The 14,677-nt window shown below is 69.7% G+C and carries 10 protein-coding genes and 1 pseudogene; 8 read left to right on the top strand and 3 right to left on the bottom strand.

The annotated features are described in order from the left end of the window. Nucleotides 1-118: 118 nt before the first annotated feature. The 4 genes from D7X99_RS39340 (at nt 119) to D7X99_RS39325 (ending at nt 6,099) form a co-directional block, all read left to right on the top strand. Nucleotides 119-955: an MBL fold metallo-hydrolase gene (locus D7X99_RS39340; RefSeq protein WP_121755759.1), complete on the top strand. Its 837-nt coding sequence runs from the start codon at nt 119-121 to the stop codon at nt 953-955. After that, entirely contained in the window at nt 952-2,568 is a 1,617-nt protein-coding gene (locus D7X99_RS39335) for a sigma 54-interacting transcriptional regulator (RefSeq protein WP_121782228.1), read from the top strand. Before D7X99_RS39340 ends, D7X99_RS39335 begins: the two co-directional genes overlap by 4 nt. A gap of 169 nt (nt 2,569-2,737) precedes the next feature. Next, entirely contained in the window at nt 2,738-4,162 is a 1,425-nt protein-coding gene (locus D7X99_RS39330) for a sugar porter family MFS transporter (RefSeq protein WP_121782227.1), read from the top strand. Between the two features lie 131 nt (nt 4,163-4,293). Continuing rightward, on the top strand, nt 4,294-6,099 hold the full coding sequence (locus tag D7X99_RS39325; RefSeq protein ID WP_121782226.1) for a DUF4215 domain-containing protein: 1,806 nt from the start codon (nt 4,294-4,296) through the stop codon (nt 6,097-6,099). Between the two features lie 189 nt (nt 6,100-6,288). On the opposite strand, the gene D7X99_RS39320 is transcribed toward D7X99_RS39325, so the two are convergent. The 3 genes from D7X99_RS39320 to D7X99_RS39310 all read right to left on the bottom strand — a co-directional run bounded on the left by D7X99_RS39320 (nt 6,289) and on the right by D7X99_RS39310 (nt 11,385). After that, the gene (locus D7X99_RS39320) at nt 6,289-8,631 is read right to left on the bottom strand and encodes a serine/threonine-protein kinase (RefSeq protein ID WP_121782229.1); all 2,343 of its coding nucleotides are present in this window, start codon (nt 8,629-8,631) and stop codon (nt 6,289-6,291) included. A gap of 17 nt (nt 8,632-8,648) precedes the next feature. Further along, the gene (locus D7X99_RS39315; protein WP_121782225.1) at nt 8,649-10,322 is read right to left on the bottom strand and encodes an adenylate/guanylate cyclase domain-containing protein; all 1,674 of its coding nucleotides are present in this window, start codon (nt 10,320-10,322) and stop codon (nt 8,649-8,651) included. A gap of 127 nt (nt 10,323-10,449) precedes the next feature. Continuing rightward, nucleotides 10,450-11,385: a hypothetical protein gene (locus tag D7X99_RS39310; protein ID WP_121782224.1), complete on the bottom strand. Its 936-nt coding sequence runs from the start codon at nt 11,383-11,385 to the stop codon at nt 10,450-10,452. 70 nt (nt 11,386-11,455) lie between these two features. On the opposite strand from D7X99_RS39310, the gene truD reads away from it, so the two are divergent. The 4 genes and pseudogenes from truD to D7X99_RS39290 all read left to right on the top strand — a co-directional run. Next, complete coding sequence (gene truD / locus D7X99_RS39305; protein WP_121782223.1) at nt 11,456-13,114, top strand: tRNA pseudouridine(13) synthase TruD; 1,659 nt, start codon at nt 11,456-11,458, stop codon at nt 13,112-13,114. Between the two features lie 96 nt (nt 13,115-13,210). Continuing rightward, a complete protein-coding gene (locus tag D7X99_RS39300; RefSeq protein WP_233614102.1) occupies nt 13,211-13,783 on the top strand; it encodes an RNA polymerase sigma factor in 573 nt (190 codons plus the stop codon). Then, nucleotides 13,780-14,286, top strand: a complete 507-nt coding sequence (locus D7X99_RS39295) for a hypothetical protein (RefSeq protein ID WP_121782221.1) — start codon at nt 13,780-13,782, stop codon at nt 14,284-14,286. The genes D7X99_RS39300 and D7X99_RS39295 overlap by 4 nt, the downstream gene beginning before the upstream one ends. Nucleotides 14,287-14,294: 8 nt before the next feature. Continuing rightward, nucleotides 14,295-14,677, top strand: a pseudogene (locus D7X99_RS39290) (hypothetical protein); the annotation flags it as partial.

The raw sequence follows: 14,677 nt of genomic DNA, 5'->3' as shown, positions 1-14,677 counted from the left end.
GCCCTGCCCACCCCCGTCACTCCAATGATTCCAGCCCCTTGGCGCTGGCACCGGACGTGCTCTGTCCCCTCCACGTCAGGGCGCCCCCAGCGGGTGTCGGAGCTTCAGGAGAGTCACCATGGAAATCCGCTTCTTTGGCGTTCGGGGCAGCATCGCGGTGTCGGGCTCGCGCATTGGTGGCAACACGGCGTGCGTGGAGGTGACGAGCCAGGGCGAGCGGCTGATCCTCGACGCGGGCACGGGCATCCGGACGCTGGGCGAAGTCATGATGCGCGAGGGCGCTCCGCAGAAGGCGACGATGTTCTTCTCGCACCTGCACTGGGATCACGTGCAGGGCTTCCCCTTCTTCACGCCCGCGTACCTGCCCACCACGTCGCTGACGATGTACGGCCCTGGCGCGAATGGTGCCCAGGCGCTGGAGTCCACGCTGTCGCAGCAGATGCGCCCGCCGCAGTTCCCGGTGCCGCTGTCCACCATGCGCTCGAAGATGACCTTCGGCGCCGCGATGCACGGCCGCACCGTGGAGGTGGGCCCCTTCAAGGTGACGCCCATCGACGTGCCCCACCCGGACGGCTGCATGGCCTACCGGGTCGAGGCGGACGGCCACTCCTTCGTGTACGCCACGGACGTGGAGCTGCCGGAGCGCCTCACGCCGGACGTGGCCCGCCACTTCGAGGGCGCGGACGCGCTGTGCCTGGACGCGCAGTACACGCCCGACGAGTACGAGGGCAAGAAGGGCATGTCCAAGAAGGGCTGGGGCCACTCGACGATGATGGACGCGGCCAAGGTGGCCAAGGACCTGCACGCCGGGCGCCTCTTCCTCTTCCACCACGACCCGTCCCACGCGGACGAGCTGCTGGAGGACATGGCGCAGGAGGCGCGCGGCCTGTTCCCCTTCACCGAGCCCGCGCGTGAAGGCCAGCGCATGCTCCTGGGCCGCGCGGCGGGCGCATGAGCGCCGCGAGCCCGGAGCCGTGCGATAGACTGTCTCCAGCGCCCTTCTCTCTTCCGCCGCTGCCCGCCGCCATGCCCTCGTCCCCGCCGGATGTGTCCCAGGTCCTGCTCCCCCTTGGTGGCCTCGTCGGGCGCGAGGTGGACCTGGACGCCTTCCTCCAGACGCTCGTGGACCGCATCGCCATCACGCTCCAGGCGGACCGGGGCACGCTGTGGCTGTTGGACCCCGTGCGCCGCGAGCTGTTCAGCCGCGCGGCGCACCTGCCGGAGGTCGCGCAGATCCGCGTGAAGCTGGGCCAGGGCGTGGCGGGCTACGTGGCGGAGGCCGGTGAGCCCGTGCACGTGCCGGATCCGCGCGGCGAGCGCCGCTTCTTCGCGGACATCGACCGGATGACGGGCTACCGCACCATCAGCCTGGCCGCGGTGCCGCTGCGCGACGCCGCGGGCGCCGTGTACGGCGTGCTCCAGGTGCTCAACCGCCTGGGCGGTGGCCCCTTCACGGAGGACGACACCCGGAAGCTCACCGACATCGCGGCGCAGGTGAGCATCGCCCTCCAGAGCACCAGCCTCTACCAGGAGCTCCAGCGCGCGAAGGATCAGCCGCAGGCCCCGGTGGGCTACTTCTTCAACCGCATCATCGGAGAAGCCCCGCCGCTCAAGGCGCTCTACCGCCTGGTGCAGAAGGCCGCGCCCACGGACGCCACCGTGCTGCTGCGCGGGGAGAGCGGCTGCGGCAAGGAGCTCTTCGCGCGAGCCATCCACGTCAACGGCCCCCGGCGCGACAAGCCCTTCGTGAAGGTGGACTGCGCGGCCCTGCCCGCCGCCCTCATCGAGAACGAGCTCTTCGGCCACGAGAAGGGCGCCTTCACCGGCGCCGACCACCGCATGCCCGGCAAGTTCGAGGCGGCCGACGGCGGCACTGTCTTCATCGACGAGTTGGGCGAGTTGCCCCAGGCCGTGCAGGGCAAGCTCCTGCGCGTGCTTCAGGATCGCGAGTTCGAACGCGTGGGCGGCACGCAGGCCGTCAAGGTGGACGTGCGCATCGTCGCGGCCACCCACCGCGACCTGCCGCGCATGGTGGCGGAGGGCAGGTTCCGCGAGGACCTCTACTACCGCATCAAGGTCGTGGAGCTGCTCCTGCCCCCGCTGCGCGAGCGCGGCGCGGAGGACATCGAGCGGCTCGCCCGTCACTTCGTCGCCACCGCCGCGAAGCGCCACCGCCTGCCCGTGCCCCGCCTCGGCGCCAGCGCGCTCGCGCGGCTCAAGCGCTACCGCTGGCCCGGCAACGTGCGCGAGCTGGAGAACTGCATCGAAAGCGCCGTGGTGCTGTCCGAGGGCGAAATCCTGGAGGAGCACCTGCCCCTGCCCTCCCTTGACAAGGCGCTCTCGCCCACCGAGCCAGGCGCGTCCACCGAGCCAGGCTCGCCGCAAGCGCCCGCCGCCGCGCCGGACGCACCGCTCCTCCTTCCACTGGCGGAGGCGGAGCGCCGCCACATCCTGCGCGTGCTGGAGGCCGTGAAGGGCAACCGCACCGCGGCGGCGCGCACGCTGGAGATCGGCCGCAACACGCTTGCCCGCAAGCTCAAGGAGTACGGCCTGGCGGACGAGGGCTGAGCTTCGAATCGTCCTCGAAGCCTGAGCCCCGCCCCCCAGCGGGCGGCCATCAAGGCGGCGGCCTGCTCGGGAGTGCCTTTCAGCCGCCATGGGGGCCACCTCTCCTCAGGGCTGTTGTGCGCACCGCGAGGGCCGGACACGTGCCCGTCCCAGGGGGAAGGAGCACGTCATGGCGGATGTCCTGGATATGTCGGCGAGCAGGCGGCCCCCGGCACGCCGGGAGACACGGACCGGCAGGGTCATTGGCATCTCCGTGGTGGCCGCCCTGGGCGGGTTCCTCTTCGGCTTCGACACCGCCGTCATCAACGGCACTGTCGCGGCCCTGAAGGCCGAGTTCGCCGCGAGCAGCCTGGGCCTGGGGATGGCGGTGTCCTCCGCGCTCATCGGCTCGGCAATGGGCGCCTTCTCCGCGGGGCCCTTCGCGGATCGCTACGGCCGCCGGGGCGCGATGATGCTCGCGGCGGCCCTGTTCATCATCAGCTCCATCGGGTCGGGGCTCGCGTTCTCCCTGTGGGATCTGAGCTTCTGGCGGCTGGTGGGCGGACTGGGGGTGGGCTTCGCCAGCGTCGTGGCGCCCGCGTACATCGCGGAGATCGCCCCGGCGTACCTGCGCGGCCGCCTGGCGTCCCTGCAACAACTGGCCATCGTGGTCGGCATCTTCGTGGCCCTGCTTTCGGACTTCGCCATCGCACTCTACGCGGGCTCCGCCTCCAACCCCACCTGGCTCGGCTTCACCGCGTGGCGGTGGATGTTCTTCAGCGGCCTGCCGCCCGCGCTCATCTACGGCATCGGCGCCGTCTTCATCTCGGAGTCCCCGCGCTTCCTCGTGGCCAAGGGACGTGAGGAGGAGGCGCTGGCCGTGCTGCGCGACATCGAGGGGGACTCCGCGCCGTCCAAGGTCGTGGAGATCCGCCGCTCGCTGCGCGCGAACTACACGCCACACCTGGTGGACCTGAAGGGCGGCCGCTTCGGGTTCCTGCCCATCGTGTGGATCGGCATCGTGCTCGCGATGCTCCAGCAGTTCGTGGGCATCAACGTCATCTTCTACTACTCCAGCGTGCTCTGGCAGGCGGTGGGCTTCTCCGAGCACAACGCGCTGGCCATCACCGTCATCACCAGCGTCACCAACATCCTCACCACGCTCGTGGCCATCGCGTTCGTGGACAAGGTGGGCAGAAAGCCGCTGCTCCTCATCGGCTCCGTGGGCATGGCGCTCACGCTGGGCCTGCTGGCGTATCTCTTCGGCACCGCGCCGTTGGACGCCGCGGGCAAGCCCGTGCTGCAGGGCGCGGCCGGTACCACCGCGCTCATCGCCGCCAACCTCTACGTCGTCTTCTTCGGCTTCTCGTGGGGGCCTGTCGTCTGGGTGCTGTTGGGCGAGATGTTCCCCAACCGCATCCGAGCGCTCGCGCTGTCCGTCGCGGCCATGGCGCAGTGGCTGGCCAACTTCCTGGTGTCCGCCACGTTCCCGGCGCTGCAAGCCGTCGGGTTGGGCTGGGCGTACGGCCTGTATGCCGCGTCCGCCGTGTTCTCCGTCTTCTTCGCCGCGAAGTACATCCGCGAGACGAAGGGTCAGGAGCTGGAACAGATGTAGCCCCGCGAGACAGGGCGATACATGGAAGTCCGTACACCCGTACGGGCTTTCTCCATTTTTACGCACCGGCTGGGTGAGAAAACACCTGATCCATTTGACACCTGGGGTCACAGGCTTTCAGCATCCGCTTCATGCTGAAACATTCCCCCCCGCTCCCCCGACTCGCGAGCGTCCTGCTCGCTTCCCTCCTCCTCACACTGACAGCCTGTCCCGGCGACGAAGGCACTGACGAAGACGGCGGCACGAACATCACGGACGGTGGCCAGACCGACGCGGGCCCCGACGGCGGCGACCCCAACAAGCTGCCCGACGGTGGCTCCTATGATCCGGGCGCCCAGGTCTGTGGCGACGGCAAGGTCCAGAAGGGCGAGGCCTGTGACGATGCCAACACAGTGAGCGGCGACGGCTGCGTCTTCGATTGCAAGGAGATCGAGGTCGGCTTCGAGTGCCCCCAGTGGGGCCGGCCCTGCGTCATCGCGACGGCGTGCGGCAACGGCATCGTCGAGGAAGGCGAGGCGTGCGACGACCGCAACAAGGAGTCCAACGACGGCTGCAAGGCGGACTGCTCCGCCGTGGAGACCGGCTGGTCCTGCCCCTTCCAGGGACAGCGCTGCCGCGCGGCCGAGTGTGGTGACAAGATCATCGCCGGCGAAGAGGAGTGCGAGGACGGCAACACCGCCAACGGCGACGGCTGCAGCAACACCTGCCGCCTGGAGCAGGGCTACAAGTGCGACGGCATCGGCCAGCCGTGCACGAAGACGACCTGCGGCGACGGCAAGAAGGAAGGCACCGAGCAGTGCGACGACGGCAACCACGACATGGGCGACGGCTGCTCGCCGCTGTGCGTGCTGGAGCCCAAGTGCACGAACGGCAACTGCACTCCCGTTTGCGGCGACGGCGTCATCCTCCCCGGTGACACCACCGAGCAGTGCGACGACGGCAACACGCGCAACAACGATGGCTGCTCTTCCGATTGCAAGCTGGAGGACGGCTTCGCCTGCGTCCGCGTCACCGACACCCTGCCGAACGCGGTGGAGATCCCGGTCGTCTACCGCGACTTCCGCGGCAAGGGGCAGCCCGTGGGCGGCAAGTACCCGGCCGCCATCCACCCGGACTTCGATGACAAGAACGGCTCGGAGAAGGGCATCGTTGGAGCGGAGTTCCAGGGCAAGCTGAACGCCAAGGGGAAGCCGACCTACGCCAAGGAGGGCACGACCTCCGGCACCACCAGCGGCGCGGCGAACTTCAACCAGTGGTACAACGACGTGAAGGACATCAACCTCACCGAGGTCAGCACGCTGAAGCTGAACCGGCTGGGCACCACCGGCGCCACCTACCGGTTCGACAACCCGGCCTTCTTCCCGCTCGACAACAGCGGCTGGGTGGGCCTGGGCCTGGAGAACCGCGGCGCCAACAACCACAACTTCAGCTTCACCAGCGAGACGCGCTACTGGTTCCAGTTCAAGGGCAACGAGCTGCTGGAGTTCAACGGTGACGACGACGTCTGGGTCTACATCAACGGTACGCTCGCCCTGGACCTGGGCGGCGTCCACGGCGCGCTCGACGGCTCGGTGAACCTGGCCGACGCCACGGTCGTGTCCAAGCTGGGTCTGGTGAAGGACAAGATCTACGAGGTCGTCGTGTTCCAGGCGGAGCGCCACCAGAGCGCGTCCTCGTACAAGCTGACCCTGACCAACTTCCAGACCGAGCGCACCACGTGCGAGTCCACCTGCGGCAACGGCAAGGTGGACAAGGGCGAGACGTGCGACAACGGCAACGCCAACGGCCCGGGCTACGGCAAGTGCAGCCTCACCTGCATCTGGAACGCCCGCTGCGGCGACGGCATCACCCAGTACAACTACGGCGAGACGTGCGACGACGGCAACACCAACGACCGCGACGCCTGCCCGAACAACTGCCAGATCGATCCGGGGTAGTCGTTCCGCAGTCCCCGGCTCCGGCGCCCACCAGCGCCGGAGCCCCCCGCCCGGAGCTCACAGCGTCCGGGCGAGCTTGAACACGGCGGCCAGGGACAGCGCCCCGGCCGCCGCGAAGTGCCTCCAGGCCCGGCGGGACAACACCCCGCCGGTGTAAGCCCCATCCCCTTGCCGGAAAGCCGCGGCGGACTACTCGCCGGGGGCGACGCGGCGCACGGGGCGCTCTTGCAGAGGACCCACGACCTTCAGGTCATCGAAGATGCACTCGAGGTTGCGGCAGCCCAGGGCCAGCTTGCCCACGCGGCCCTCGAAGCCCGGCAGCACCTTGGAGGCGAAGAGCTTCTTGTTGAGGAAGGCGTCCACCCGCACGCCGCTCTTCTGCCGCTTGAGCTGGAGCTTCACCAGGAAGGGGCCCTGCTTCGGCACCGGCATCTCGTCCTGGACCAGGTTCTTGGTGTCCTCGGCGCTGTTGCCCACCACTTCGTGCCCGTCCTCCGGGGAGAAGTAGCGCCACGACAAGCGCATGCCCGCGTCGGGGATGGCGAAGACGGACACCTGCACGTCGCGGATGCGGAACGCCAGCTCGCCGAAGTGCTGCCCGTCCTCCTCCACCGACCACTGCTTCCCCAGCGGGTTCACGTCCATCAGCACTTCGGCCGTGAAGTCGTCGCTCGTGAAGTAGCGGTGCGCCAGGTACGCGCGCGGCACCAGCTTGCCGTCCGCTTCCCGGCCGGCCTGCACGACGCGCAGCTCCCCCTGGTCCATCGTCCACGTGCCGCTGTGGACGTTGATCTCCTCCTCGCCCTGCCCGAAGCCCAGCTCCAGGGTGGAGCTGGCCGAGCCGGCCTCGGGCGGCGTGAGCTTCAGGCCGGAGAACACCTCGCCTTCCGTGTTGGCCGGGAAGTGCAGCTCCGTGGGCGGGGGCGGCTTCGGGCGGCCAAGGCCGTACTCCTCGTCGCCCAGGCGCAGGCTCACCGGACCCACGAAGGCGCGCACAGCGAGGCCCAGCACGGCCAGGCCGCCCACCACGGACAGGCCGGTGCGCACCCGGCCCCAGCCCGCGTGGATCGTGTCCAGCACGGCGGACTCGGCGGCCGTCGGGGACTTCATCGGAGCCACGTGCGAGGTCCGCGCGCGAGCCAGCGCCGACGCGGGCGCCACCACGTGCGGCGACGACGAGGCCGTCACCAGCCCTTCCAGCGCCTCGCACACCTCCGTGGCGGTGGCGTAGCGGGCCTCGCGGTCCGTCTCCAGCAGGCGCTCCACCACCGGATCCAGGCGCGGATCCAGGCCTCGCACGCGCTCGGAAGGCAGCTTGAAGCGGCCCACGGGCAGCTCGCCCGTGAGCGCCTCGTACATCATCACGCCCAGGGAGAAGAGGTCCGCTCTCCCATCCACGTTCTTCGCGTCCCGGCGCTGCTCCGGGGCCATGTAGTTGAGCGTGCCCATGGCCACCGCGGTCGCGGTGAGCTGCTTCTCCGAATCCGGCTCGCGGATGCCCGCCAGGCCGAAGTCCGCCACCTTCGCGTGCAGCCGCCCATCCAGCAGGATGTTCTCCGGCTTCAGGTCGCGGTGGATGATGTTCTTGGCGTGCGCGCACTCCACGGCGCGCGCCACCTGGAGCAGCACCTTCAGCGACTGCGCGGGCGAAATCGCATCCCTGCCGCTCAGCGCGTGGCGCAGCGACTGGCCCTCCACGTACTCCATGACGAAGTAGTAGTGCTCGCCCTGCACGCCCCGGTCGATGATCTGCACGATGTTCGGGTGGCTCAGGGCCGCGAGCGCGGTCGCCTCCTTGTCGAAGCGCGACACGAACTCCGCGTCCTTCGCCAGCCGGGGCGGCAGCATCTTCACCGCCACGGTGCGGCCCAGGGACCGCTGGCGCGCGAGCCACACCTCGCCCATGCCGCCGCGCCCCAGCACCTCCAGGAGCTCCAGGCCCGGCAGCTCGGGCTTCGCGCCCGTCAGCATCGTCTCCGCGGTCTCGATGTCGCGGATGCCCGTGTTCACGGGCGCGCGCGGGGCCTTCACCCCCAGCGACTCCGGGCGCACCAGCGTGGCCCCGACCGCCTCCGCGGCCACCGGGCCCGGTGCGGGCAATGCCACTCCAGACAATGGCGCTTCGCGGCCCTCGGCGGAGGCAGACACCGCCACCGCGGGAACCTCGCCCTCGTCCGCCTTCCCCACGCCATCCGGTCGCGGGATGTTCATCTCGTTGCCCCCTGGGACGGAGCCGGCCCTCATCTCCTGTCCCACCGAGTCCTCCCGGCCCGCTCCAACACCTGGAGCGGCGGAAGGTGAAGTCGATTCTGGCGGTTCATCCGCCGTGCGCGGCGTGAACGTCACCGCGTTGCCTGCCTCGTCGTGGGCCCTGCCAGCCGCCGACGGCTCGGCCGGGCGGTGGATGCCGGACACGTCCGCGCGCCGCACCTCGAACCGGATGCCGCAGCGGCACGTCACCTTCTGGCCGCTCACGTACACCCGGGTGTCGTGCACCGTGCCGCAGTTGGGGCACGACTGGGTCGTCGTCATGGACGAGGAGCGCACCGTCAGCGCACCTTGCGGGAGGTGGAAGTGGTCAGCTCCGCGCCGTGGACGCGGAAGGTCTGCACGCCCTTCTCCTTGCCCTTCACCTGCTGCAGCACCGGCAACTCCTCCACGTCGAAGCCCGGCCCGGACTTGCGCACCGTGGCCTCCGACGCCAGCACCTCGCCGCTCTTCGCGATACCGCACAGCCGCGACGCGGTGTTCACGGTGTCGCCGATGGCGGTGAACTCGTGCCGCTCCGCGCTGCCCATGTAGCCCACGACGGCCTGGCCGGTGTTCACGCCAATGCCCACTTCGATGGGCTTCTTGCCATCCAGCACGCGCTGCCGGTTGAGCTCCGTGACGGCGTCCTGCATCTCCAGCGCGGCGCGCAAGGCGCGGGCCGGATCATCCGGGTGGGACGACGGCGGACCCCACACCGCCATCACGCAGTCCCCGATGAACTTGTCCAGGTTGCCTTCGTAGCGGAACACCACGTCCGCCATGGCGGTGAAGAAGCTGTTGAGCATCGACACCACCTCCTGCGGCGAGTCGCTCTCCGCCAGGGTGGTGAAGCCACGGATGTCCGCGAACAGGCAGCTCACCTCCGCGAGCCGGCTCTGGCGCAGGTCCTCCGTGCCGCCGTTGATCACCGCGTCCGCCACCGCCTTGGACAGGAAGCGCGACAGCTCCGCGCGCGTCACCGCCTCGTTGCGGATCTGCTCCGCCAGGGCCGCGTTCTCCAGCGCGATGCCTGCCTGCGCGGCGATGCCGGAGAGGATGGTCAGGTCCTTCTCCGAGAAGGCGTTGATCTGCTGGCGGCTGTCCAGGAACAGCACCGCCATGATGTCGCCGTTGACGAGCAGCGGCACCGCCATGGCGGACCGGATGCCCTGCGCCACGATGCTCTCCGCGGCGGAGAAGCGCTCGTCGATGATGGCGTCCGCGGTGAGCACCGCCTTGCCCGTCTCCACCACGCGCTTGAGCACGGTGTCCGACAGCATGACGTTCACCTGCTTGCCCTGCCGGTGGTGCACCGCGGCCGGGATGAACTCCCCCTGCGGGCCCACCTTCAGGATGACGCCGTGGTCGGCCGCGAGCAGCTCGAAGGCCACCTTGAGAATCTGTTCGAACAGGTCGTCCTGGGTGCCCTTGAGGCTCACCTGCCGGTGGAACTCGTGGACGATGCGCAGCTTCTCGTAGTCCCGGCGCAGCGCGGCGGTGTCCGTCACCTGGTCGGCTGGACGGAAGTTCTGCGGCACCTGGTCCATCTGCGCCAGGAAGGCCGGCATGGAGACGGCGTTGGCCACCACCGTCACGCCCGGCAGCGTGGGCGGGTTGCTTCCGCCGGGCAGGGCCTCGCCGCTGTGGAAGACGAGCCTGGAGGAGCCCAGGGCGATCTCATCCCCGTCCTTCAGGCGCATCTCCCCCGTCACCCGGCGCCCGTTGACGAAGGTGCCGTTGGACGAGTTCAGGTCGCGCAGCACGAAGTCGCGCCCCACCTTCTCGATGGTGGCGTGCTCCTTGGAGACCTCCCGGTCCACCAGCCGCAGCGTGTTGGAAGGATGGCGGCCGAGCGACGTGGTGGGGCCCAGGGGAAACTCCCCCAGCGACCCGTCCGCGAACCGCCCCGTCAGGTGCGGCCCGCGCGGGTGCGACCCGGACCTGGGCGGGAATGGGGCGGGTGCCTGGTTCACGCGCGAATCCTCACCGGCCCGGACACTACCAGAGCCTTCCGCCCCAAAGGAACGCTCGCGAAGCCCCCCCGGTTCCAGGCCACCATCGCCCTGCACGGCCGGTCAGTCCCCGTCCCCGTCGGGTGGCTCATATGGACGGCGGGGCCACCGTCCCCGGGGCGGCGGGGTTCACGGACGCGGCCGGGCGGCGCTCGGGGGCCCGGAAGCCCAGGCCCACGGACGGCAGGAAGGTCATCCCGCCCAGGTCCCGCTTCTGCCCGAAGACGTGGGGGTTGCAGAAGACGTAGCCCCCGGTGAGCTCCGCGTAGAAGTGCACGTACTTGTAGCCCACCGCGAAGCCCACCGTGGAGCCCACGAAGTGGCTGTTCACCACGGACGGCAGGCTCGCGTCGAAGCCCGTCACCGGCTTGCCCTGCTGGGAGAAGTCCACCAGTTGGGCGTCCAGCCGGGTGTGGCTGAAGACGTACTTGGGGGCGCCGTAGAGCTTGAAGACGTCGCCGTACTCGGCGCTCAGGTACAGCGGCACCTCCACGTCGGTCCGGCTGAAGTCCCCCAACTGGACGACCTCCAGGACGTCCATCACCGCCCCGGAGAACAGGTACTTGGACACCCCCAGCCCCAGCGCCAGGTCATAGGAGCGGCGAGGCCCCGGGCCGCCGTGGGCCAGCCGCACCTTGCCGTCGAAGCGCAGCGCGTTGCCGTTGTAGCGCCCGCCCACGTCGAAGCCGTCCAGCAGCCCCACCCGCACCATCAGCTCCGGGTTCACTCCCGGCGGAGCCACCGCCAGGGCCAGGCCCGCCGTCAGCAGGCGCTGCTGGTCCTCCTCCGTGAGGTTGTAGGGCCGGTCCTCCTCGATGGCCCGCTTCGCCTCGAGCCCCTGGTCGATGCCCACGTCCACCACCGACGCCAGCGTCCCCACCGGGACGAACACGCCCATGCTGCCCGTCACCTGGACCTGGCCCGGTGAGAGCGTCTTGGCCGTCTGCATGGTGGACAACGGGGTCGCGCACCCGGCGGCGAGCCCAGCGAGCCCCAGCAGGAGCAGAACGGGAAGGTGTCTCATGGGGTTGCAGGTTAAGCCCATTTCCAGCGCGAACGCTTCAATCCGGGCGGTCACGTGGTAAGGGGGCATCGTGCGAATCAAGCAAAAACCCGAGGACTTCTCCGTGAAGGAGTCCTACCGCTTCGACGAAGTCGAAAGCGGAAAGCATCGCGTCTACCTGATGGACAAGCAGAAGCTGTCCACCTTTGACGCGGTGAACCGAATCCGTGACGCGTTCGGGCTGAAGCCCGGCGCCATCAGCTATTGCGGCCTGAAGGACAAGCAGGGCCGCACCGAGCAGATCATCGCCGTGGACAGCGCGGATGTGGACATGCAGGAGCCCGATCTGCGCCTGAAGTTCCTGGGCCGGACGGACAAGCCGCTGTCCGCGAGGAACATCACCTCCAACCGCTTCTCCGTCACCGTCCGTGCCCTCACGCGCGACTCGCTGGCGCCGCTGAACCTGGCCGCCGCGGAGGTGAACCGGCTGGGCGTGGTGAACTACTTCGACAGCCAGCGCTTCGGCGCGCTCAAGCACGGCCAGGGCTTCATCGCCAAGGACCTCATCCGCGGCGACTTCGAGGCCGCGCTGCACAACTACTTCGCCCGCCCCTCGGACCTGGACCGCACCGAGGACGCCAAGGTGAAGGGCTTCTGGCGCGACAACTGGGGCAAGTGGGACGCGCGCGTGCCCTTCGAGGGCGCGAAGAAGTACCACCGCATCCTGCGCAGCTTGCGTGAGCACCCGGGCGACTGGCTCCGCGCGTTCCTGCAGATCGACTCGGACTACCGGGCGATGATCCTCTTCGAGTACCAGAGCTTCCTCTGGAACGAGGGCGTCCGGCGCTACCTCCAGCTGATGCTGCCGCGCGAAGCCATGTTCCCCATGCGCTACCAGGCCGGCACGCTGCTGCACTTCCGGGACGCGACCCCGGACGTGCTGCACACGCTGCGCGAGAAGACCTTCCCGCTCGTGGGGCCGGACTCCACCTTCGAGGATCCGAAGGTGGCTGAGGCCATGGCGTGGGTGCTGGGCAAGGAGAAGCTCAAGCTCCCCGACCTGCGCATCAAGGGCGCGGAGCGGATGCTCTACTTCAAGAATGAGCAGCGCCCGCTGGTGATGTTCCCGCACAAGCTCGTCGTGGGCCGCACGCAGAACGACGACGTGAACCGCGGCGACATCAAGGTCAACGTGGCCTTCACGCTGCCCCCGGGCGCGTACGCCACGCTGGTCATCAAGCGCCTGTTCCACTTCGAGTACACGGAGGACTCGAAGGAGGACATCCGCACCTCGCAGCGCCCGCGCCTCGTCACCACCGAGCGCGAAGAGGCCCGGGTGGAAGAGGCCCGGAGTGTCGCGCGTGCCTCGGAAGGACCTTCCCGCCACCGCACCCTGGCGGACCGGGCCACCCCCCGCACCACGCGTCCGGCCACGTCCGAGCGTCCGGCCACGTCCGAGCGCCCCGCCCGTCCAGGCACCTCCCGTCGCGACGACCGGGCCGCACCGCCCGCGAAGGACGCCCGTCCCCCCAGCCGCATCGGCCGTCCTGCTCGCAAGCCCCGCGAGGAGCTGCCGGACCTGGATGAGGTCAAGGCCGCCCCCTCGCCTGCTGCCGAGCCGGAGATTCCGTTGGGCTTCCGGGCGAAGCAGAAGCAGCGCAAGCAGGTGAAGGCCGACGGGCGGGCGGAAAAGGCCGAAAAGCAGCGCCTGGCCGCCGCCAAGTCCGCGAAAAAACAGAAGCGGAAGTGATGATCGAGGGCGGCGCAATGGCCTTTGGCCGCGCCCGTAGTCCAGGGTGTGAACGCTCTTGCCCTCGACTCGCTCCCCATGGCCATCGGAATGCTGATGGCTGAGGACGCCGCCCCGCTCCCCTGGAAGGCGGACGTGCAGGCCGCCCGCAAGGGGGACCCGTCCGCTTTCGAAGCGCTCGTTCGCAGTGTGCAGCGCCCGGTGTACGGCCTGGCGCTGCGCCTCTTGCAGAGCGACGCGGAGGCCGCCGAGGTCGCGCAGGAGGCCCTCTTGCGCGCGTACCAGAACCTCCACCGGTACGACGACTCGCGCCCGTTCGATCTCTGGGTGCTCGCCATCACCCGCAACCTCTGCCTGGACCTGCTCCGCCGCCGCACCAAGGTGCGCACGGAGGAGCTGGAGCCCATGAAGGAGGTGCTCCCCAGCAACGAGGTGTCCCAGGAGGACGGGGCCATCGCGCGCGAGGAGCGGCAGTCACTGGAGGCCGCCATGGAGACGCTCTCCGTGGACGACCGTGAAGTGCTGGCCCTCTATTACGTCCAGAAGCGCACCACGAAGGAGATCGCGCAGATCATGGGCTGCGCGCCCGGGACCATCATGGCCCGCCTGTTCCGCGCCCGTGAGAAGCTGCGCAAGAAGATGGCGCCCGCCGAGGAGGAGACGCGATGATCCCCACCCCCTGCCCTGATCTGGAGGTCCTCTTCGCGGAGCTGGAGGCCGGTGAGGGTCCCGCCCTGGATCACGCCGCGGAGTGCGAGGCGTGCGCGGCCCTGATGGAGGACCACCGGCTGCTGGAGAACGATCTGTTCCGGCTGGCGGATCCGCTACCGCCCCCGTCACTGGTCGTGAACGTGATGGCCCGCGTCGCGGAGAGCCCCGTGCCCCAGCGCCGCGAGGTGTGGACGGGCCTGGCCATCCTGCTCACGTCCCTGGGCGTGGGCCTGGGCTTCCTGTTCACCAACGACAGGGCGCTCGGCCGCATGGGCACCGCGTTCGCGTCCAGCGTGCGTGACAGCCGCGCGTTCGCGGAAGGCCTGTTCAGCGGAGCGCATGCCCTGTGGAGCACCGCGGGGCTGGCGGTGGCCTGCATCGTCGCCTTCGTCGTGTTCACGTCGCTGTTCGGCCTGAAGCGCCTGGCCGGCTCCCCTCCTCCGTCCCTCTCCGAAGCCTGAGCGTGACCATGAAGATCCTCCCCCGCCTGTTGCTTCCGACCCTCCTCCTCGGCGCCCCCGTGGCGCTCGCGGAAGGCGCCCCGGCCCCCGCCGCTGCCGCCACCGCGCCGGCCCGCACCATCGACGTGAGCTTCCGCGGTTCGCTGCGGGACGCGCTCAAGACCATCGCGGAGAAGGGCGGCCTGAACCTGGTCGTCACCGGCGACCTGGACACCCCCGCCGAAGTGCGGCTGCGCGGCATCAGCGCCGAGCAGGCCCTGCGCACCGTGGCCCGCGCCTACTCGCTCCACCTGGAGCAGGACGGCTCCATCTTCACGCTGCGCCCGCTGACCGCGAAGGAGAAGGAGTCCGGCGTGGGCCCCACGGCCAACGTCCCCACGCCGCCCTTCGC

Origin of the sequence: Corallococcus sp. AB032C (genome assembly GCF_003668935.1) — a bacterium.
GTDB classification, from domain to species: domain Bacteria; phylum Myxococcota; class Myxococcia; order Myxococcales; family Myxococcaceae; genus Corallococcus; species Corallococcus exiguus.
This window is presented reverse-complemented; position numbering and strand designations above follow the sequence as displayed.